The 21,467-nt window shown below is 61.0% G+C and carries 19 protein-coding genes; 9 read left to right on the top strand and 10 right to left on the bottom strand.

Annotated features, from left to right (window positions below):
• Window positions 1-61: 61 nt before the first annotated feature.
• Window positions 62-2,017 (top strand): acetoacetate--CoA ligase, encoded by a 1,956-nt coding sequence (locus CAF74_RS05025; protein ID WP_085745513.1) that lies wholly within the window; start codon window positions 62-64, stop codon window positions 2,015-2,017.
• A 6-nt stretch (window positions 2,018-2,023) separates the two neighbouring features.
• On the opposite strand, the gene CAF74_RS05020 is transcribed toward CAF74_RS05025, so the two are convergent.
• Window positions 2,024-3,133, bottom strand: a complete 1,110-nt coding sequence (locus tag CAF74_RS05020) for a PilT/PilU family type 4a pilus ATPase (protein ID WP_085745512.1) — start codon at window positions 3,131-3,133, stop codon at window positions 2,024-2,026.
• Between the two features lie 125 nt (window positions 3,134-3,258).
• Here CAF74_RS05020 and CAF74_RS05015 point away from each other — a divergent pair, with 125 nt between their 5' ends.
• Both CAF74_RS05015 and CAF74_RS05010 read left to right on the top strand, forming a co-directional pair.
• Window positions 3,259-5,796, top strand: coding sequence for a PAS domain-containing sensor histidine kinase (locus CAF74_RS05015; protein ID WP_085745511.1), 2,538 nt, complete (start codon window positions 3,259-3,261; stop codon window positions 5,794-5,796).
• A 50-nt stretch (window positions 5,797-5,846) separates the two neighbouring features.
• A complete protein-coding gene (locus CAF74_RS05010; protein ID WP_007952044.1) occupies window positions 5,847-6,122 on the top strand; it encodes a peptidylprolyl isomerase in 276 nt (91 codons plus the stop codon).
• 48 nt (window positions 6,123-6,170) lie between these two features.
• On the opposite strand, the gene CAF74_RS05005 is transcribed toward CAF74_RS05010, so the two are convergent.
• From CAF74_RS05005 to CAF74_RS04965, 9 genes are all read right to left on the bottom strand, one after another.
• A complete protein-coding gene (locus tag CAF74_RS05005) occupies window positions 6,171-7,106 on the bottom strand; it encodes a sugar kinase (RefSeq protein ID WP_085745510.1) in 936 nt (311 codons plus the stop codon).
• The gene (locus CAF74_RS05000) at window positions 7,106-8,326 is read right to left on the bottom strand and encodes an amino acid deaminase (protein ID WP_085745509.1); all 1,221 of its coding nucleotides are present in this window, start codon (window positions 8,324-8,326) and stop codon (window positions 7,106-7,108) included. Before CAF74_RS05000 ends, CAF74_RS05005 begins: the two co-directional genes overlap by 1 nt.
• 39 nt (window positions 8,327-8,365) lie before the next feature.
• Window positions 8,366-9,130 (bottom strand): IclR family transcriptional regulator, encoded by a 765-nt coding sequence (locus CAF74_RS04995; protein ID WP_085745508.1) that lies wholly within the window; start codon window positions 9,128-9,130, stop codon window positions 8,366-8,368.
• 227 nt (window positions 9,131-9,357) lie between these two features.
• Window positions 9,358-9,747 (bottom strand): RidA family protein, encoded by a 390-nt coding sequence (locus tag CAF74_RS04990; RefSeq protein WP_007912330.1) that lies wholly within the window; start codon window positions 9,745-9,747, stop codon window positions 9,358-9,360.
• Between the two features lie 31 nt (window positions 9,748-9,778).
• On the bottom strand, window positions 9,779-10,576 hold the full coding sequence (locus tag CAF74_RS04985; RefSeq protein WP_085745507.1) for an amino acid ABC transporter ATP-binding protein: 798 nt from the start codon (window positions 10,574-10,576) through the stop codon (window positions 9,779-9,781).
• Entirely contained in the window at window positions 10,573-11,235 is a 663-nt protein-coding gene (locus CAF74_RS04980) for an amino acid ABC transporter permease (protein ID WP_085745506.1), read from the bottom strand. The genes CAF74_RS04985 and CAF74_RS04980 overlap by 4 nt, the downstream gene beginning before the upstream one ends.
• 9 nt (window positions 11,236-11,244) lie before the next feature.
• Window positions 11,245-11,907 (bottom strand): amino acid ABC transporter permease, encoded by a 663-nt coding sequence (locus CAF74_RS04975; protein WP_085745505.1) that lies wholly within the window; start codon window positions 11,905-11,907, stop codon window positions 11,245-11,247.
• A gap of 51 nt (window positions 11,908-11,958) precedes the next feature.
• A complete protein-coding gene (locus tag CAF74_RS04970; protein WP_007960245.1) occupies window positions 11,959-12,807 on the bottom strand; it encodes a transporter substrate-binding domain-containing protein in 849 nt (282 codons plus the stop codon).
• 273 nt (window positions 12,808-13,080) lie between these two features.
• Window positions 13,081-13,227 carry a hypothetical protein gene (locus CAF74_RS04965; RefSeq protein WP_256578341.1) on the bottom strand — a complete coding sequence of 49 codons (147 nt, stop codon included), beginning with the start codon at window positions 13,225-13,227 and terminating at the stop codon, window positions 13,081-13,083.
• A 202-nt stretch (window positions 13,228-13,429) separates the two neighbouring features.
• Here CAF74_RS04965 and CAF74_RS04960 point away from each other — a divergent pair, with 202 nt between their 5' ends.
• From CAF74_RS04960 to CAF74_RS04940, 6 genes are all read left to right on the top strand, one after another.
• The gene (locus CAF74_RS04960; RefSeq protein WP_085745504.1) at window positions 13,430-13,861 is read left to right on the top strand and encodes a co-chaperone YbbN; all 432 of its coding nucleotides are present in this window, start codon (window positions 13,430-13,432) and stop codon (window positions 13,859-13,861) included.
• 175 nt (window positions 13,862-14,036) lie between these two features.
• On the top strand, window positions 14,037-14,201 hold the full coding sequence (locus tag CAF74_RS28915) for a hypothetical protein (RefSeq protein ID WP_158247720.1): 165 nt from the start codon (window positions 14,037-14,039) through the stop codon (window positions 14,199-14,201).
• Window positions 14,198-16,372 (top strand): cyclic di-3',5'-guanylate-activated glycosyltransferase NrfB, encoded by a 2,175-nt coding sequence (gene nrfB / locus CAF74_RS04955; RefSeq protein WP_085745503.1) that lies wholly within the window; start codon window positions 14,198-14,200, stop codon window positions 16,370-16,372. Before CAF74_RS28915 ends, nrfB begins: the two co-directional genes overlap by 4 nt.
• Window positions 16,369-19,527, top strand: coding sequence for a phage receptor (locus CAF74_RS04950; protein ID WP_085745502.1), 3,159 nt, complete (start codon window positions 16,369-16,371; stop codon window positions 19,525-19,527). The genes nrfB and CAF74_RS04950 overlap by 4 nt, the downstream gene beginning before the upstream one ends.
• Window positions 19,527-20,405, top strand: a complete 879-nt coding sequence (locus tag CAF74_RS04945) for a DUF4434 family protein (RefSeq protein WP_085745501.1) — start codon at window positions 19,527-19,529, stop codon at window positions 20,403-20,405. Before CAF74_RS04950 ends, CAF74_RS04945 begins: the two co-directional genes overlap by 1 nt.
• Window positions 20,389-21,465: a GGDEF domain-containing protein gene (locus tag CAF74_RS04940; protein ID WP_007960261.1), complete on the top strand. Its 1,077-nt coding sequence runs from the start codon at window positions 20,389-20,391 to the stop codon at window positions 21,463-21,465. The genes CAF74_RS04945 and CAF74_RS04940 overlap by 17 nt, the downstream gene beginning before the upstream one ends.
• Window positions 21,466-21,467: the final 2 nt, after the last annotated feature.

Here is a 21,467-nt window from a genome sequence, read left to right as displayed (position 1 = left end):
TTGCAATTGATCGCTCCCACGCTGTCGTGGGAGCCTTCTGACCAACAATAAGAGGCAAACCATGTCCGACATTCTCTGGCAGCCCGATGCCAAACGCATTGCCCGGTCCCGCATGGACGGCTTTCGGCACTTCATCAATCAACGCCATCACCTGCACCTCGACGATTACCCCGCCCTGCATCAATGGTCCATCGACCAGCGCGAAGCGTTCTGGCAGGCGATCGTGGATTTCTTCGGCATCAGATTTCACACCCAACCGGACACCGTTCTGCGTGGAGGCCTGAAAATGCCGGGTGCCGAATGGTTTCCCGGCGCCACGTTGAATTTCGCCGAACACCTGCTGAGTCGCCGCGACGATGCCATCGCCGTGATCGCTATCGGGGAAAACGGCCAGCGTGAACTGCTGACCTGGGCCGAACTGGCCCAGCAAGTCGCCGGCTTCCAGGCCAGTCTGCAAGCAGCCGGTGTCGTGGTCGGCGACCGGGTTGCCGCCTGCATGCCCAACACCTGGCAAACCCTGGTGGCGATGCTCGCGACCACCAGTCTCGGCGCAATCTGGTCGTGCTCATCGCCGGACTTCGGCACCCACGGCGTGATCGACCGCTTTGGCCAGATCGAACCGAAAGTGCTGATCACCTGCGCCGGTTACCGCTATGCCGGCAAAGAGATCGACCAGACCGTCAAGATCAATGAAATCCTCGAACAACTGCCGACCTTGCAGCAGTTGATCATCGTGCCCTACGCGCGACCTCAGGCCCATGCCACGGATTACCGGACACCCGCCAACGTCACGCTGTGGGACGACTTCTATGAACCGGGCGATGAGCCGCAGTTCGTCCCGGTGCCGTTCGATCATCCGCTGTACGTGCTGTATTCCAGCGGCACCACCGGCGTGCCGAAATGCATCGTTCACAGCACCGGCGGCGTGTTGCTGCAACACGCCAAGGAACATGGGCTGCATGTCGATCTCGGCCCCGGCGACCGCTTGTTCTACTACACCACCTGCGGCTGGATGATGTGGAACTGGCTGGTCTCGGCACTGGCGGTCGGCAGCGCGGTGGTGCTGTATGACGGCTCACCGTTTTATCCGGACAACGAGCGATTGCTGGAGCTGCTCGACGACGAGCAGGTCAGCGTGTTCGGCACCAGCCCGAAATTCCTCGCGACCCTGGAAAGCAGCGGCATCAAGCCGCGCGAAAGCTACGACCTGAGCCACCTGAAAACCCTGCTTTGCACCGGCTCCGCGCTGTCGCCGCAGAGTTATGACTTCGTTTATCGCGACTTCAAACCGGACGTGTGCCTGTCCTCGATGTCCGGTGGTACGGACATCGTGTCCTGCTTCGTCAACGGTAACCCGATGTCGGCGGTTCGCCGGGGCGAGATCATGGGCAAGAGCCTGGCCATGGCGGTGGAAGTGTGGAATGACGCCGGACAACCGGTGATCGGCGAAAAAGGTGAATTGGTATGCACTCGACCATTCCCGGCGATGCCCATCGGACTCTGGAACGATCCCGATGGCGAAAAGCTGCGCAAATCCTATTTCAGCCAGTTCCCCGGCGTCTGGGCCCAGGGTGACTATGCCGAACAACTGCCCCACGGCGGGATGCTGATTCACGGCCGCTCCGACGCTGTCCTCAACCCCGGCGGCGTGCGCATCGGCACGGCGGAGATCTACCGGCAGGTGGAAAAAGTCCCGCAAGTGCTGGACAGCGTCGCCATCGGCCAACAGTGGCAGGACGACGTGCGCGTGGTGCTGTTCGTACGCCTCAAGGACGGCCTAACGCTGGATGAGGCACTGCAACAGCAGATCCGCCAGGTGATCCGCGCCAACACCACACCGCGCCATGTGCCGGCGAAGATCGTCGCGGTCACTGACATTCCGCGCACCATCAGCGGCAAGGTGGTGGAGCTGGCCGTGCGCAATGTGGTGCACGGTGATCCGGTGAAAAACACCGATGCCCTCGCCAATCCGCAAGCGCTTGAGCAGTTTCGCGACCGGGTCGAACTTCGCGACTGAAGCCTGTCAGTCCATCAGTCCCCATTCGCCGGTCGAGGGCGGTGGGGACGGCATGGTGTCGGCGTGCAGCTTCAGACGCAGGCGCAGGTTATTCACCGAATCAGCATTTTTCAGGGCCTCGTCTTCATCGATCACCCCTTCTGCTACCAGCGCGAACAGTGCACCGTCAAAGGTCTGCATGCCCAGTTCCGCCGATTTTTCCATGATGGTTTTCAGCTCACCAAAATCATTGCGCCGGATCAGGTCGGCAATCGTCGGCGTGCCCAGCATCACCTCGGCGGCGGCCCGTCGCTGACCGTCCCGGGTTCGCACCAGACGCTGGGAGACGAACGCCTTGAGGTGATTGCCCAAGGCATGCAGCAATTGCGGGCGGCGCTCTTCGGGAAAGAAATTGATGATCCGGTCCAGCGCCTGATTGGCGTTGTTGGCGTGCAATGTCGACAGCACCAGATGCCCGGTTTCGGCGAAGGCCAGCGCATGTTCCATGGTCTCGCGATCACGGATTTCGCCGATCAGCACCACGTCCGGGGCCTGGCGCAGAGTATTTTTCAGCGCAGCGTGAAAGCTGCGGGTATCGACCCCGACTTCGCGCTGGTTGATGATTGATTTTTTGTGGCGATGGATGTATTCCACCGGGTCTTCAATGGTGATGATGTGCCCGCTGCTGTGGCGATTGCGATGGTCGATCAGCGCCGCCAGCGACGTCGACTTGCCCGAGTCGGTGGCGCCGACGAACAGGATCAGGCCTTGCTTGAGCATCACCGAATCGAGCAATACCGGCGGCAGTTTCAAATCTTCGAATCGCGGAATGTCGAGTTTGACGTTACGAATAACGATCGACACGTCATTGCGTTGTTTGAAGATGTTGACCCGGAAGCGGCCGATCCCGGTGCGGGAAATCGCCAGGTTCATTTCCAGATCCCGGTCGAACTCCCGTCGTTGTTCGGCGTCCATCAGGGAGACCGCGATACTGGCCACCTCACCGGGTTTGAAGGGCTGCTCGCTCAAGGGCGTGAGCACCCCGTCGAACCGCGCACTGGGTGGTGCGCCCGTGGACAGGAACAGATCCGAACCGTGGCGGCTCGCCAGTTGTTTGAGCAATGCATCGATTTCCATGGCCAAAAGCACCTGCGAAGCTTTCAATGAACACAAGACCGCGCCGTGACGCGACGTGCCTTACAGCGTCTACCGCACTAGGATAGTAGACGCCGCCTCACCGACCGACGCCCAGGATTGATGTGATGAACGCTGTACCGAACACCAACGACGCCCAGGCATTGATTGCCCGCACCGACTGGAGCCGCAGCCCGCTGGGCGCCGCTGGCACCTGGCCACAGAGCCTGCGCACCGCGGTGGACATCGTGATTCACTCGCCGATGCCGATGCTGCTGTTGTGGGGCCCGCAACTCACCCAGATCTATAACAACGGCTTTGCACTGCTCGCCGGGAGCAAGCATCCGCACGCTTTCGGACAACCGGCGCACCAGATATGGCCGGAACTTAGAGACTTTACCGACCCGATTTACAGCGCCGTCCTACAAGGCCAGGTGCGAACCTACAGCGAACGGCGCTTTACCCTGCAACGGGACGGCCAGGACTCCGACTTCTGGCTGGACCTGACCTACAGCCCGATCCGCGACGAAAGCGCGCAAGTGGCCGGGATTCTGGTCACCGCCATCGAAACCAACGAACGCCGGCGCATCGCCCTGGAACTGCAGCAGCGCTCCGAAGACAGCCTCAAGGCCCAACGCGAAAGCGAAGAGCGCCTGCAACTGGCGCTGGCGGCCACCGATGCGGTCGGCACCTGGGATTGGGACATTGGCGAAGACCGCTTCATCGCCGATGCGCATTTCGCCCAGTTGCACGGTGTCGATCCGGCCCTGGCCGGTCAGTTGCCGATCAGCGAGTACCTGCACGGCGTGCACCCCGAAGACCGCGCTATGATCGCCCGCAGTATCAAGCATTGCATTACCCACGGCACCGAATACGCTGAGGAATACCGCCTGCTGCAAGCCAATGGCGAGCTGCGCTGGGTGTTCGCCCGCGGGCGCTGCTACAAGGATCATCACGGCCGGCCGATACGTTTTCTCGGCGCGGCGCTGGACCTGACCGAACGCAAGCACACCGAACAGGCACTGCGGCAAAGCCAGACCGAGCTGCAACTGATCATCAACGCCATGCCGATCCTGATCAGCTATGTCGACCACGAAGAACGCTTTCGCCTGAACAACGCCGCGTACCTCGACTGGTACGGGCTCACGCCGCAAGAGCTGTACGGTCGCACGATCCGTGAGGTGATCGGCGAAGAGGCCTATTTCCTGCGGGCGCCGTACATCGCCGAAGCACTCGCCGGTCGGCCCTGCTCGTTCAGCCTGTACACGCCGCACCGTGATGGCAGTCAGCGGCACGCCTTGATGAACTACCTGCCGCGCCACGGTGCGGATGGAGCAGTGAACGGTTTCTACATCTTCGTGATCGACGAGACCGAACGCAAAAAGACCGAAGAAGCCCTGCGCAACCTCAATGAAACTCTTGAGGAACGCGTCAGTGCGCGCACCGAACAACTGGCCCAGGCCAACCAGCGTTTGCAGAACGAGATGTTCGAACGCGAGCGCGCCGAAGATGCCTTGCGCCACGCGCAGAAAATGGAAGCGGTCGGCCAGCTCACCGGCGGCATCGCCCATGACTTCAACAACATGCTGACCGGCATCATCGGCAGCCTCGACCTGATGCAGCGCTACATCGCCAATGGCCGCGCCGATGAGATCGGCCGTTTCACTGACGCGGCGGTGTCCTCGGCCAACCGCGCGGCGGCACTGACCCACCGTCTGCTGGCGTTCTCCCGGCGTCAGTCGCTGGATCGCAAGACCCTCGACGTCAACGAGCTGATCCACTCGCTGGAAGACCTGATCCGCCGCACCAAGGGTGATCCGATCGAGCTCAAGTTGCGCCTGGCCGACAATGTATGGCCGGTCAGCACCGATGTCAGCCAACTGGAAAACGCCCTGCTCAACCTGGTGATCAACGCCCGCGACGCCATGCCCGACGGCGGCGAGCTGTTGATCGAAACGGCCAACGTCTACCTCGACGGCAACGACATCACTACCCTCGAACCGGTCAAGGCCGGTGATTACCTGATGCTGGCGGTGAGCGACAACGGCACCGGCATGACGCCTTCAGTACGTTCCAAAGCGTTCGATCCGTTCTTTACGACCAAACCCATCGGGCAAGGCACCGGGCTCGGCTTGTCGATGATTTATGGCTTTGCCCAGCAATCGGGTGGGCACGTCAGCCTCGACAGCCTGCCGGGTCAGGGCACCTGCGTGCGCCTGTACTTGCCGCGCTTGTATGCACTGGAAGCGGAGCTGCCGGCAATCGAAGCGGTTGCCGAGGCCCCCGCTGTGGCGACCGGCGAAACCGTGGTGGTGGTCGAGGACGATCCGGCGGTGCGCATGCTGGTCATGGACCTGCTCAAGGAGTTGGGTTATCGCGCCCATGAGGCCGAAGACGCCAAGGGAGCCTTGCCGCTACTGGAATCCGACCTGCGGGTGGACCTGCTGGTAACCGATGTCGGCCTGCCGGGCATGAACGGCCGGCAAATGGCGGAGATCGCCCGGCAGCATCGTCCGTGCCTCAAGGTGTTGTTCATGACCGGTTACGCGCAGAAAGCCGCCGAGCGCCAGGGCTTCCTCGAAGACGGCATGGACATGGTCGCCAAACCGTTTTCCATCGAACAGCTGGCCGGCAAGATCCGCACGATGATCAGCCAAAACCCGTGACTTGAGGCATAATCCGCGACCCGCCGTCACCCCGCTACAGGTATTGCACGATGAAAGCCCAAGCCCGCCACATTCTGGTGAAGACCGCCGAAGAGGCTGAAAAACTCAAACAACGCATCGCCAACGGTGAGGCGTTCGATGTCCTGGCGAAGAAATTTTCGACTTGTCCGTCCGGCAAGCGCGGCGGCGATCTGGGTGAAGTGCGGCCGGGGCAGATGGTCGGTGCGATCGATGCGGTGATCTTCAAAAAACCGCTGCGCACCGTGCACGGGCCGATCAAGAGCAAGTTCGGGTATCACCTGGTACAGGTGTTTTACCGCGACTGATCCAGTGCCCGAAGGCGCGGCTTTCGGCAGCGCCTTCAGGGATCGGCATCAATCCTTGGGGATCAACGCCCCAGGCACTTGAATGACCTGACTGGCCAAGCGATGCCCCGCCTCCGCCGCCTGCACAGGGCTTGCGCCGGACAAGCGACTCGCCAGATACGCCGCACTGAACGAATCCCCCGCTGCCGTGGTGTCCACCACCTTCTCGACCTTCTGCGCCGGGACTTCGAACGCTTCCCCGTCGCAACGGATCAGACAGGCTTCAGCGCCACGCTTGAGCACCACTTCCGGCGTGCCGATCTGCGCGTACGCTTCAAACACCGCGTCACAGTCTTCGAAATGGAACAGCGCCTGTTCGTCGTCCACCGTCAGCAACGCCAGATCGACATGGGGCAACACGCTGCGATACGCCACCCGCGCCTCTTCCACCGAAGCCCACAGGCGTGGGCGGTAGTTGTTGTCGAAGACGATTCGCGCGTCACGCTGACGGGCTTCGATCAAGGTCTCGATCAGTTTTTCCCGCCCCTGCGCACCGAGTACCGCCAGCGTGATACCGCTGAAATACAGCACGTCGTAATCCGGCAGCGCCGCCAGAATCGGCGCGGCCGTCGGCGTGGTGAAGCAGTCGCGAACGGCGGCTTCGTTGCGCCAGTACAGAAAACGACGTTCGCCGGCGGCGTCGGTCTGGATGCAATACAGGCCCGGCAAACGACCGGGTAAACGCTGGACCATATCCAGACCAATGCCTTCGTCGGCCCAAATGCGGCACATCGCGTCACTGAAGCTGTCATCACCCAGCGCCGTGACGTAATCGACCTCCGCGTTGTCGCCCATGGCGCGGGACAGATAGACCGCCGTGTTCAGCGTGTCACCGCCAAAGCTCTGTTGCAGGCTGCCATCGGCACGTTGCTGGAGTTCGATCATGCATTCGCCGATCAGCGCGATGCGCGGGGTGTTCGGACCCAATGGACTGAGCGTGTTCATCAGAAACAGGTTTCCATGGTTTCGATCACCGACAGCTGCTCGTCCACCAGCAGCCATACGCGCCACTTGTCGAAGGTCAGGCATGGGTGCGAAGTGCCAAAGGAAATGATGTCTCCGACGCGCAACTCCACGCCCGGCGCCACGGTCATGAACGCGTGCTGGTCCATCACCGCCGTCACCTTGCAGGCGCCGACATCGTCGCCCACTGCCGGCAGCACGCCGGCCTTGTAACGCAGCAACGCCACCGGCATCCCGGCATCGAACGCCACGTCACGCTTGCCCAGGGCAATCACCGCAAACCCCGGCTCCGGCAGCGACTGCACGTGCGCCCAGACTTCCAGCGCCGGGCGCAGGCCTTCGTGCAGGTCGCTGCGACGGTCGAGCACGCAGCACTGCGCCTCTTTATAGATGCCATGGTCGTGAGCGACATAACTGCCGGGACGCAGCACGCTGAGGAAACGCCCGCCAGCGTTCTGCGCTTCGAATGATTCGGCGATCAGGTCGTACCACGCCGAACCCGACGCGGTGATGATCGGCTTGGCGATGGCGAACGCGCCGCTGTCCTGCAACTGCACCGCCAGGCGCACGAGCGAGGCGGCGAACTCACGGATGCTGCTGACCGCGTGATCGCCATGGATCACGCCTTCGTAACCTTCGATACCGGTCAGGGCCAGCGCCGATTGCGCGCCGATGGCTTTGGCCAGTTCGATGACTTCCTGCTCGCTGCGGCAACCGCAACGGCCGCCGACCACGCCGTATTCGATCATCACGTTAAGCCGCACGCCGCGCGATGCGAAATAAGCGCCCAGATCGGCGACGTTGTCCGGGTGATCGACCATGCAATAGAAATCGAAGCCGGAATCGGCCGCCAGCAGATCGGCGATCAGCGCCATGTTCGGTGTGCCGACCAGTTGGTTGGCCATCAGCACCCGGCGCACGCCGTGGGCGTATGCAGCGCGGGTCTGGGTGGCGCTGGCCAGGGTGATGCCCCAAGCGCCGGCGTCGAGCTGACGACGAAACAGCGCCGGGGTCATGCTGGTCTTGCCGTGGGGCGCGAGTTCGGCGCCGCTGTCGCTGACGAATTTCTGCATCCAGCGGATGTTGTGTTCCAGCGCTTCGCGGTGCAGCACCAGCGCCGGCAGGCTGATGTCACGCACCAGTTGCGCGCCGACGGCGGCATCGCCCTTTTCCACGGCAGCAGTGTTGTTGGCAGTCGTCATGGTCGAACTCCTCACAGTCGCGCCCGCAGGCAGGCGCGGTTATTCGTTGATTCGCCGGGCGAGGCTGTTGGCACTCTCGATCAAGACCCGGCGATAGTCGTTGTAATTAGTCTTGGCATCGGCGCGCGGGGCGACGATGCACAGGGTGCAGATGGCCACGCCTTGAGGGTCTTTGACCGGGGCGGCGAAGCAATGGGTAAAGGTGTCGGCGACACTGTCGAAGGAGAAGAAACCGTCGATGCCGGCCTGACGGATTTCCGCCAGAAACGTCTCCATCGGCAGGCGTTCGCCACCCGGCAGAATGAAATCGTCTGGGTCGATCAGGTCACTGATCTGCTGATCGCTCAAGTGCGCCAGCAGCAGGCGCCCGGACGCGGTCCACGGGATCGGCGCGTTTTCACCGATATCGGAAGAAATGCGGAAATGCCGCTCGCCCTCCTTCATCAGCGCCACCGTGTATTTGCGCCCGTTGAGCAGGCACATCTGCGCCGTTTCCCGGGTCTGGCTGACAATCTCCTGCAACGCGTGATCGGCCTCGCGACTGAGGTCGAAATGGCGCAAGTGCGCCTGGCCAAGGAAGTACAGCTGACGACCGAGATAGACGTGACCGTCCTTGCCCACCGGCTCCAGAATCCGCCGCTCGAGCAATGACGCCACTAGCTCGTAGACCGTGGATTTCGGGCTGCCGATGCCGTTAGCGATGTCGTTCGGGCGCAGTGGCTGGCCGATTTCCTTGAGGAAATCGAGGATATCGAACGCCCGGTCCAGACCGCGTGCCCGGCGCTTGATGGTGTCTTCGGTCATTTCTGTGGTTCCCTTAAAAGATGCCGGGATGGTAACTGGCCCTTGGCGTTGTGTCAGTTGGATCGCAGCCCTCACCCCCCGCCCTCTCCCAGGGGGAGAGGGAGCCTGATCGCATCGATGCAAATGCCAGCGTCTGACACAACAATCTGCATCGATGGAAATCAGTCCCCTCTCCTGGGGGAGAGGGCCAGGGTGAGGGGGCTATGGGCTCAGCAACGCCACACCTCTCAAGCTTTCTTCTTGTACGCAATGCAGTCGATCTCGACCTTGCAGTCGACCATCATGCTCGCCTGCACACAGGCCCGGGCCGGTGCGTGTTCAGGCTTGAAGTATTCGCCGAAGACCTTGTTGAAACTGCTGAAATCCCGCGGATCGTCCAGCCACACGCCGGCGCGTACCACGTCTTCCAGGCCATAACCGGCCTCTTCGAGAATCGCGATCAGGTTCTTCATGGTCTGGTGCGTCTGCTCGACGATGCCGCCCACAATGATCTCGCCATCCACCGCCGGCACCTGCCCGGAAACGTGCAGCCAGCCATCGGCTTCAACGGCGCGGGCGAATGGACGCGGCTGGCCGCCAGCGGCGGTGCTGCCGGTGCCGTAACGAGTAATGCTCATGGGTGTTTCTCCTGATTGAAAAAGTGAAAAGTCAGAACCGCGTGCTTTTGAGAAATTCCGCCAGCCGCGGCGATTGCGGACGCTCGAACAGTTCCTTGGGAAGCCCCTGCTCTTCGATGCGCCCCTGATTCATGAAAACGATCTTGTCCGAGACCTCGAAGGCAAAACGCATTTCGTGGGTCACCAGCAACATGGTCATGCCGTCCTCGGCCAGGCCTTTGATCACGTTCAGCACTTCGCCGACCAGTTCCGGATCGAGGGCCGAAGTGACTTCGTCGAACAGCATCAGGCTAGGGTTCATCGCAATCGCCCGGGCAATCGCCACGCGCTGTTGCTGACCGCCGGACAACTGACCGGGAAAGTGATTGCGCCGTTCCAGCAGGCCGACCCGCTCCAGCCATTTCTCGGCCAGGGCCACGGCTTCGTCCTTGTGCATCTTTTTGACTTTCAGCAGGCCGAGCGTGACGTTCTGCAACGCGGTGAGGTGCGGGAACAGGTTGAATTGCTGGAACGCCATGCCGGTCATCGCCCGATGACGGGCAATGACTTTTTCCGGGTGGCGCACGCGCTTGCCGTTGAGTTCGTCATAGCCGATGGATTCGCCGTCGAGCAGGATCTGTCCGCCCTGGAATTCCTCGAGCATGTTCACGCAGCGCAACAGCGTGGTCTTGCCCGAGCCGCTGGAACCGATCAGCGTCACCACATTGCCGCGCTGCATGCTCAGGTCGACACCCTTGAGCACTTCGACCGCGCCGTATTGTTTGTGCAGGCCACGGATGTCCAGCAGCGGCTGACCGTTCTGGACGTTGGAAACTTGAGCTTGAGTCATGGCAGGGCCACCCGCTTTTCAATGTGCCGGCCGAGTAATTCGATGCCGTAGTTGATGACGAAGAACAGAAAACCGGCGAACAGGTAAAACTCCAGGGTCATGAACGTCCGGGCGATGATTTGCTGGGTGCTGAGCAACAGCTCGGCCACGCCGATCACCGACAGCAAGGTCGAGGCCTTGACGATTTCCGTGGACGAGTTGACCCAGGTCGGCAGGATCTGCCGCAGCGCCTGAGGCAACAGCACGTAGCCGAGGGACTGATAGAACGTCAGGCCAATGGCCTTGCCGGCTTCCATCTGCCCGCGTGGCAACGCCTGCAACGCGCCGCGCACGATTTCGGCCACGTGGGAGCCGCAAAACAGCGTCAGACCCAATGCGCCGGCCTGAAATGCGCTGATCTGCCAACCAAGCGCCGGAGCCATGTAGAAGCACGCCAACACCAGCACGAACACCGGCGTACCGCGAATCAGGTCGACATAAAAGCGGAACGGCGCGCGCATCCAGAACTTGCCGTAGGTCAGCACCAGACCGGCGAAAACGCCGATGACCGTGCCGAACAGAATGGCCAGCGCCGACACCTGCACGCTGGTCAAAAAGCCTTGCCACAAGACTTCGCGGGCAATCCACAACTCATGCAACCAACTGGGGGATTGGTACATCGCAGCCTCCTATCGGCGAATCGCCAGACGCTGCTCGAGGTAACGCAGCAGCATGGCAATGAGGTAACAGGCCGCGACATACAACGCCGTGGTCACCAGCCAGGTTTCGATCACCCGGTAGCTCTCGACGTTGATCTTGCGCGCATAGTAGGTCAGCTCCGGCACCGCGATTGCGGCGGCCATCGAGGTGTCCTTGAACAGCGAAATGAAGTTGTTCGACAGCGCCGGCAGCACGTTGCGCAACATCACCGGCACGGTGACGTAGGCTTTCACCTGCCACTCGCCCAGCCCAATGGCCAGCCCCGCTTCGCGCTGGCCCTTGGGAATGCTCAACAAACCACCGCGGAACACTTCGGTCAGGTACGCCCCGGCATACAGCGACAGGGTGATGATGAACGACGGGATCTTGTCCAGCCGGATCCCCAGGCTCGGCAACGCAAAGTAGATCAACAGAATCAACACCAGAATCGGCGTGTTACGGATCACCGTCACATACACCGATGCCAGCACCCGCAAGGCGCGATGCCTGGACAGCAAGGCAAACGCCATCAGCAGGCCGATCACGCAACCGATGGCGATCGACACCAGCGCCAGTTCGAGGCCCAGAGCGAGCCCCGCCAGCAAGGTGTCGAAATCGCGCCACACGGCAGCAAAGTTCAACTGATAGTTCATGGTCGGCAGTACCTTGAGCGGGGCGCATCAGGGCGCCCCACTCTCACGGGATCATTTGAATTCGACAGGAAAACCGATGGCAGGCGATGGCAGATCCACGCCGAACCATTGCTTGAACGACGCGGCATAAGTCGGGAACTCGACGCCGGTCATGGCTTCATGCAGGGCGGTGTTGACGAAGTTCAGCCAGTCCTGATCGCCGCGTTTGACGGCGCAGGCGTAGGTCTGCGGGCTCCAGGCATAAGTCGGGCTACGGTAGCGACCAGGGTTCTGCACCATCAGGTATTTGACCGAAGACTGGTCAGTGGCGGCAGCATCGGCGCGGCCGGAGTTCACCGCCTGGTACATCAGATCGACGCTGTCGTACTGATCGACCTTGGCCTTGGGCAGCGCCTGATGCACCAGTTCTTCGGCGTACACGTTCTGCAACACGGCGACGGTCACGCCGTCACCACCGGCCTGCAGGTCTTCGATTTCCTTGTACTTGCTGTTGTTCGGCAGCAGCAGGCCGACGCCTTCGCGGTAGTACGGCAGAGTGAACGCCACTTGCTGCGCACGGCTGGCGGTGACAGTGATGAACTGGCAGCTCATGTCGACCTTGTCGGTCAGCAGGTTGGGAATCCGCGCATCGGACGACTGCACCACGAACTCGACCTTGCTCGGATCATTGAACAGACCTTTGGCCACCATCCGGGCGATGTCGATATCAAAGCCCTGCAACTTGCCGTCCGCGCCCTGGAAGTGCCACGGCGCATTGGTGCTGCCGGTGCCCACAATCAGTTTTCCACGGGCCAGGACGCTGTCGAGCTTGCTGTCAGCCGCCTGGGCCATACCCATGACAGCGGACGAAGCCGCGAGAACAAAAACACACGCTTTGAACAAGGAAGGTCGGCGATGCATGGCAAGCACTCCAGAGAATTGTTTATTCCGCTATACCGGAACACGGTTTGTTACTACGGAATAGACAGCAGAAAGTGTGCCACAGGATTCGCGGGGAATCTGCAAAGGATTGAAAATTCTGAGGAATCAAAGAGATATGTAAAAAGAAAAAATAGATAGACAGTGAGAGAGCGGAGCGTGCGCTACCGTTGGCTACAACAATGCGGGTAGCAGGTTCCCAGTCGGTGCACGGGTGATCGATTCAGGGGCAGTGTTTATTTCCGAGAACCAAGCTCAAAAGTCGTCTATCGAAACTTTTATGGTCGGATCATTTTCCCGCTCCTTGCAGAGAGCTATCAGCTCCAGATCCTCAAGGCGATTCATAAGCTCCTCATCAGTTTGTACTACGGAAACTGCTTTAAAACCTGCGTCGCTGCCCATCAGGAGCTCCTTTGATAAATGTCTGAAAACGATACCAGCTGCTTGGCCTCCGCGGATCTGAGTCTTCTGAGGGAATGCTCTTGCATCAAAGTAGGACGAAATCATCCTTTGTAGGACCTACCTGTAATTTCTGACAGTAGACCGCCGTTTTGCCCTGCTTTAACGTCAAAGGCCTTCCAGACTCATTGAAAAGGAGGCTCCAATGAGAACCCGTCCCCCCCACACAACGTTGCACCCCGCCTACCGCAAAGTGTTGAAGGGATGGCGTCCAGTGATTCTGTATTTCTACAGCGAGCACTGCGGTGCCTGTACCTATGCCAGCCCGGTTTTTCGTGAAATCGCGGAGCCTTATCGACTTCGGGCGAACATCTACATGCTCGAAGCGGAAAAGTCGCCCAATATTTCTCATGTCGACGGATTCCCTACGGTGCTTTTCTTTCAGGACGGGAAACTGCGGAAAAAACTCAAAGGCATTGGAGATGAAAGATCCCTTCATGAGCATTTCGCCGAACACATCGGCAAGGTGAAAGCACCCGCCACTTGCCGCAAACCCCGACACACCCTCTCCTGGCTGCACCAAACCCTCAGCACCCTCTGCACCATCCCCCGCGCAAAACGATGGAACTTTTCCTGAAAGTGCCACCTAAGAGCCATCAGGAAATGGCACCGTCGTTCCAATTGATCTGTAACAACTAGCCTCGAAGCCGGATTGGACAAGCTCCCATCCGGCTGCTTTTCTTTAGTTCTCAGAAAGAGATAAGTGCTGCCGGCCCTTTGGCCGCGGCCTTGCTTCGTCCCAGGAGGGGTCAATGTCCTTTAATGTCATGATGGTTTTCGGTACTCGCCCGGAGGCCATCAAAATGGCCCCGCTGGCCCGGGTTCTGCGTCAGTGGCCCGACATCACACTCAACATCTGTTCCAACCGCCTCTACGCCTGGCTGAGCGCACGCTCGGCGGCGGGTAAAGGGGTATGAGTCTGGGTTGGGTCGATTTTTTCGCGTATGTGCTGTTCGGTCTCAAATATGTGGCGATTGCCCTCGCCCTGTTGATGTTCATCCTCGGCCTCGATGACCTGTTCATCGACCTCGTTTACTGGAGCCGCAAATTCATCCGGCGCTGGCGGATCTACGAGAAATTCAAGCGTGCCGACGAGGAACGCCTGTATTCGATTCCCGAGAAACCGCTGGCAATCATGGTGCCGGCGTGGAACGAAGTCGGCGTGGTCGGTGAAATGGCGCGTCTGGCCGCCTCGACCATCGACTACGAGAACTATCAGATTTTCGTCGGCACCTACCCCAACGATGCCGAAACCCAGGCCGATGTCGACGCGGTGTGCCAGCACTACCCCAACGTGCACAAAGTGGTGTGCGCCCGCCCCGGCCCGACCAGCAAGGCCGACTGCCTGAACAACATCATCGACGCGATCCTGCGCTTCGAGAGCGAGGCGAAAATCCAGTTCGCCGGGTTCATCCTGCACGACGCCGAAGACGTGATTTCGCCGATGGAATTGCGCCTCTACAACTACCTGCTGCCGAACAAAGACCTGATCCAGATACCGGTCTACCCCTACGCGCCGGAGTGGAAAGGCTTCACCGCCGGGCACTACGTCGATGAGTTCGCCGAGAACCACGGCAAGGACGTGATCGTCCGCGAAGCCCTCACCGGCCAGGTGCCCAGCGCCGGCGTCGGCACCTGCTTCAGCCGTAAAGCCATCAGCGCCCTGCTGGAAGACGGCGATGGCATTGCCTTCGATGTGCAGAGTCTCACCGAGGACTACGACATCGGTTTCCGCCTCAAACAGAAAGGCATGAAATGCATCTTCGCCCGCTATTCGGTCAGCGATCCGAAACTGGCGCTGGAGCAACCCTGGGTGTTCGGCATGAACCGCGAATTCTCCCAGGTGATCTGCGTGCGCGAGCACTTTCCCCGTGACCTGCAACATGCGATCCGGCAGAAGTCGCGGTGGATTGTCGGCATCGTGTTCCAAGGGACAAAGAACCTCGGCTGGAGCCGCAAGGGTCTTCTCAACTACTTCCTGTGGCGCGACCGTCGCGGGCTGATCGCCTACCTGCTGAGTTTTTTGGTGAACCTGCTGTTCCTGGTACTGCTGGCGATGTGGGCGGTGACGATCATTTCCCCGGACTCTTGGCGCTACCCCTCGATTCTCGCCGACAGCTCGCTGCTCTCAGTGCTGCTGTGGCTCAACGGCCTGATGCTGCTCAACCGCCTGTTCCAGCGCGGCTGGTTCGTCACTCGTTACTACGGATTGGTTGAAGGTCTGCTGTCAGCGCCGCGCATGATGTGGAGCAACTTCGTCAATTTCTTCGCCAACCTGCGCGCCTTGCGTCAGGTCATGGAAATGGGCGATTCGCGGCGTGTGGCCTGGGACAAAACCACTCACGAATTCCCGGCGCTGACCAAGGCCCAGCGCACTCCACTTGGCCATCGGCTGGTGGAAAAAGGCCTGCTTACCGAAGAGCAACTGGAAGCGGCGATCACCAGCCCGGTACGCCGGCGCCTCGGGCGCGAACTGCTGTTGCGTGAATACATCAACAGCACCCAACTCGTGCAAACCCTGGCCGAACAGCTTGATCTGGAATGGGCGCCACTCAATCCGTTCAAGCTCGACAAGCGCCTGATCGATGCCGTACCGCGCCGGGTCGCCTCCCATTACGGCATTTTGCCGGTGGCCGAAGAAGGCGACACCCTGATTCTGGCCTCCGAAGGCCCGGTCAGTCAGGTCTCGCTCGGCGCCATCAGCCGTCAATTGAAACGCCCGGTGCGCAGCCGTCTCGCACCTCAGGGCCGAGTCACATTGGGGATTCGTTACTGGTACGCCAGCCCCCGCCAGAATGAGGAAGTGCGTCATATGCTCGAAGTGCTTGAGCGCCATCAGGACGATGAAGCCCTGCTGGAACGGGTCAGCCGCCATCAAGTGCTGCTGGGCAATCTGTTGCAGGTGCGCGGCATGGTTCCGCCGACCCTGTTCAATCAGGCGCTGATCGACTTCGATGCCGAGAAGATGTCACTCGGTGAACACCTGATTTCCCGGGGCATGATTACCCAGGAAGTACTGGAACAGGCCCTGGCCGATCAGGCCAGCGAACAGCAAGCCGCCTACCGCATTGTCCGGGAGGTCGCATGAAGCCTGTGCATCGTCAAACCTTGCTGATGGGCAGCCTGCTGCTGGGCCTGAGCACCGCGTATCCGCTGCAGGCTGCACCGCTGAGCGACTTTGAACAGTTCCGCAGCTACCCCTACATGGACCGCAGCTATCGCGAGGCGAAAAAGGGCAACTGGAAAGAAGTCGAACGACTGATGCGCCACTTGCTGGAAAAGGTCCCGAAAAACGATGAGGCGCGGGCACTGCTGGTGGAGTCACTGGCCAATCAACGCCGTTACAAGGAAGCGCTGCAAGCATTGCCGGACAACAGCGATGCCCTGCTCGACCTGCGCCTGACCTGGATCGAACAGGATCCGCCGACCAGCACGCAAGTTGAAAGCTGGATGGCCACCAGCAGCCTGAATGACCGTGTGCGTCTGTGGCAGGCCTACAGCCTGAGCCTGGCCAAGTTCGGCGGCGCGGCCAAGGCCCATGACTGGTTGGCACAACTGGCGCCCAAGGGTGACGACAACATCTTGCGCCTGGCCCGCGCCAACTGGTCGGAGCAACTGCGCGACTGGAGCGGCACCATCGACCAACTGGCGCCGCTGGCCGCACGCAAACAACTGGACGCCGAAGGCTGGCAACGGCTGGCCAACGCTTACGTGCAGCGTCTCGATGAAAAGCCGCTGCAGCAACTGCTGCAACAGGCGCCGAGTCCCGAGGCCGCACGCAACATTCGCCTGGCGATGGTCGACCGCGCCATCGCCATGGGCCACGAGCAACAGGCCCAACGCTGGATGCAGTCGTTGCCGGCCAGCGATCTCGCCGATCCGGCGCAACGTCAGCGTCTGTGGGAACTGGCACGCAAGACCGAAGACGTGCCCACCGTGCAGCGTCTGAGCAACGATCTGCAACGGCCTTGCCTGGAAACCGCGGAATGGCTGTCGCGCCAGGATCCGGAAGCCGCGCTCAAGCAACTGCGCAGCTGCCCGCCGACCGACGACCCACAGACCTGGCTGGTACTCGCCCAGCGCCTGCAAGCCACGGATCTATTGCAAAGCACCCGTCTGCCGGCACCCTGGGACAGTCGACGACAAACACAGGTGCTCGACATCTGGCAGGAGCAAGGTCGCAGTGCCGAAGTCAACGCCTGGCTGGCCGGTCAGAAACAGACGCCCGATATCGTCAAGCGCCGTGCGGAACTGACGCAGCGCATGGGACGGATGATCGAAGCGGAGACCCTGTGGGAACTGCATTACCGACAGACCGACAATCTTTCCTCGCTCAATCAGGCCACCTATCTTGCGGTGAATGCCGGCGACCGCGCGCACGCTCAACAGTTGCTGGAATCCGCGTTCGATCGTCATGGCGGGCGTTTGCCAGCGACGGCGTTGCAGCGTCTGGCCGGCTTGTATGCAGCAGCGCCCTCCACGACGCCGGAGCAACAGCGACGCATGGCGCTCCTGCTCAACCGGGTGGACGGTGCCACGCGCGGCCAACTGCTCGCGCAACTTGCGGAGACCGGCCAGTGCGACGCCGTGCAGCAAGCCATCGGCAGCCACCCGCAAGCGGCTGGCGATTACCGCGCGCTCGGTCGCTGCGCCATGCCTGATCGCCCGGGTGAAGCCGTCGTCTATTACCAGCAGGCTGAAAAGCTCGGCGATCGCGGCAGTCGTCTGCCGCTGGCCTATGCCCTGGAAGCGGCCGGTGATTCTGCCGGTGCACTGACGATCTGGCGCAGCATCCCGACCGCCGAACTCAGCGACAACGCGCGTCTGACAGCCAGTCGCAGCGCCCTGAATGTTGGTGACAGCCAGACCGCCGAAACCTACTGGCAACAGAGCACCACTCGCGGTGCCAATGAATGGGCCCTCGGCGCAGCCATCGCCGACGCACGGGGTGATCACGCCCAGGCACTGCAACGTCAGCGCCAGGCCCTGCAGCAGGCACCGGATGCCGGGCACTTCTACGCCGCGTCGGTCACCGCGCAAAAGGCCGGTGACCTGCCGCAAAGCACTGCATGGCTGGCCGAAGCGGTACGCCGCGAGCCGAACAATCCGCGTTATCGCGCCGACTACGGCATGCGTCTGGCCGGCGCCGAAACCCGCGAAGAACGCGCCACGGCGATTCCGTATCTGCAACAGGCCACCCGCGATTTCCCCGAGGATTACCGCCTCGGCGAAACCCTGGCCTGGCGCTACGACGAAGTCGAAGACAGCGCCTCCGCGCGCAAGGAACTGCGCCGGGTGATCGATCTGGAGCAGAACCCGGTGGCGGCCGATGGCGAAGACGGCAGCATGGAGGCCCGCCGTTATCGCCAGCGCCGTGCCCATGAAACCTTGTCACGGCGTGACAGCCGGACGATTGCCAGCACCTGGTCGCCGGCCGGGATCTCGACCAACGACTTCGTGCGCCCGGACGACAGCAAAGGTTCACGCCGTCGCTCGGATTCGCAGAATGTGCAATTGGCAATGTGGGACCACGCCTTGGGCGAAGAACCAAGCCGCGCCGGCAGCACGCTGTCGGTGTACGGTCGCGTCCTGCTGGGCGGACAAGGTCGCTCAAGTTACGCCGAGTCCCTCGCCGCCGGTGTCGGCCTGCGCTACAAACCGTGGGGCACACAGAACATCAACTTCTACGGCGAGATCTACAAGCAGAGCCAGCTCGACGATGACGACAGTCACAGCCTGAGCCTCGGCCAGATGCTGGTGCCGGAAAAGCTGTTCGATCAGGTCAACGATCACCGCAAGGACGGTCACACCACCACTGATTACCTGCTGCGCGCCACCGCCTCATTCCTCGATCAGGGCAAGTACCGCAACGACTGGCGGGTCGATGAAAACGATTGGGACGAGCGTTTTCTCTACCTCGACGCCGCGTGGTGGACCAAGGCCGGCGATCACCAGTGGCTGTCGCGCTTCCAGCAAGGTCACGCCTGGAAACTTCTCGACAGTGGCGCCCAGACGATCATGCCTTACGGCTTCCTCGAGTTTGCCAGCCAGGACCCGAGCAACGACTGGCGCCAGGACCTGCGCACCGGTGTCGGTCTGCGCTGGCAATGGTGGTACGACGAGGATCGTTACAACGCCTACCGGTCGAAACTGACGGTTCGCACCGAATATCAACAGTCGCTGGGCGGCAATCTGTATGAAGGCGGCAACGGTGTGCTGCTGGGCGTGGAGTGGAATTTCTGATGGCTCGATGGATGTTGTGTTTGTGTCTGCTGATGAGTGCCACTGTCGCCAAGGCCGATGAGCGTGTCTTCTATCAGCCGCTGAATGTCGATGCCGGCCTGACCCAGGCGCAGTGGCAGAAGGTCTGGCAAGACACCGCGAAACAAGGCACGCGAACCGTGATCGTCCAGTGGACGGCCTATGGCGACTCGGACTTCGGCGGCGCCAATGGCTGGCTCGCCAACAGCCTGAAACTCGCTCAGCGGGAAGGTCTGCAACTGGTGCTCGGCCTGGCGATGGACCCGGCCTACTACAAACGCATCGATGAACTGGACAGCGCCGGTCTCGGCGCCTACTGGCAGGCACAACTGGGCCAGTCACTGGCCCAGCAGCAGAAGCTCCGCCAGGACTGGAAGCTGCAGGTCAGCGGGTGGTATCTGCCGCTGGAACTGGACGACCTGCACTTTCTGGCGGCAGATCGACGGGCCACACTTCAGCGCCAATTGAAGGACTTTGCCGCGAAGCTGGATGCGCCGCTGCATGTCAGCGCCTTCAGTGCCGGCAAGCTGGCCCCGGCGGTCAACGGTCAATGGCTGGGCGAATTGACGGCGGCGGGTGCGCAGATCTGGTGGCAGGACGGCGCGGGCACCGGTCGTTTGTCACCGCTGGTGCGCAACGGTTACGCCAGTGCACTGCCCTGCTCCGTGGGTATCGTGCGCGAAGCCTTCCGGCAGGTCAGCCGCGAGGGCGAACCCTTCCGTGCCGAGCCGGCCAGCCCGGATGCGACCTCGACCGGCTGCCATCAGAACGCGGTGTTTTCCCTGCGCTACCGACCGTGGGGTTCGGTCATCCTCGATAATCAACGCAAGCATCCGGGCAGCAATGTACAAAACCATTGAAGACGAAGTCCTGAAGAAGACCGCGCCCGCCGAACTGTGGAGCGAGTTCATTCAGCATGAATTCGAGCGGCTGCACACATTCTGCCTGCTGATTTATCTGGCAAGCATCAGTGTCTGGATTGTCTTCGATCTGATCGTCAGTTTCCTTGGAGGCCAGGGTTTTACCTGGCGATCGATGGTGTTTCTGACGGTGTTTTCGATTCAGGCGGTCATTCTGCTGTTCACGCGAAAGGCCGCCCATTTCGACATCCTGAACATCCTGTTCGTCGTTGCCATGACCGTTGGTGTGCGACTGCTGATCGACGGCCTGCCCGCCAGTTTTCAACCTGCGTGGCTGGTGCTGGGCGCCTCGAGCATGCTTTACAGCATTTCGGTTCTGCCCATCAGTCGCTGGTCGTTCTACACCTCGCAAGGGGTGATATGGCTGGTGCTCAATCCGTTTTTTGGTACCGAAGTCGGGCTGTTCGAACTCAAAGGCGTGATGACCATCGCTTACGCCGTGTTTCTCTGCGGGTTGACGATCTATACGTTTTTGAAGCTGCGCGAGGCCAAGCTCTACAACTACATCATGTCCAAGCTGTTGCTGGACCAGGCCTATAACGACACCCTCACCGAAATTCCCAACCGTCGCTCATTCATGACCCGCGCCGGAAAAACCCTGCAAGCCGTGCCGCGCGAACACGACCATTACCTGGCGATGATCGACATCGACAACTTCAAGAAAGTGAATGATGTGTACGGCCACGACATCGGCGATGAGGTGCTCAAGCGCATCGCGGCGGACATCAAAACCGTGATGTCACGCTTCGAATATGCACGATTGGGCGGTGAGGAGTTTGCGATCTATCTGGCCGGTGTGCGCCGCGAGGATGTCGAGGCGCTGGCCGGAGAATTGTGCCGGGTGGTGCGTGAGCAACCGACCCGGCACCCGGTGACCATCAGCATCGGTCTGGCCCGGGTCGAAGATGGCGACACCCTCAACCAGGCGCTGATCAAGGCTGACGAAGCACTGTACGAGTCAAAGCATACCGGCAAGGACCGGTACACTTTTCATCAGTGAGG

The sequence above is a fragment of the Pseudomonas sp. R45(2017) genome (assembly GCF_002112305.1).
GTDB classification, from domain to species: Bacteria; Pseudomonadota; Gammaproteobacteria; order Pseudomonadales; family Pseudomonadaceae; genus Aquipseudomonas; species Aquipseudomonas paraglycinae.
Note: the sequence above shows the minus strand (reverse complement) of the source record. Positions and strands in the feature narration are given on the sequence as shown.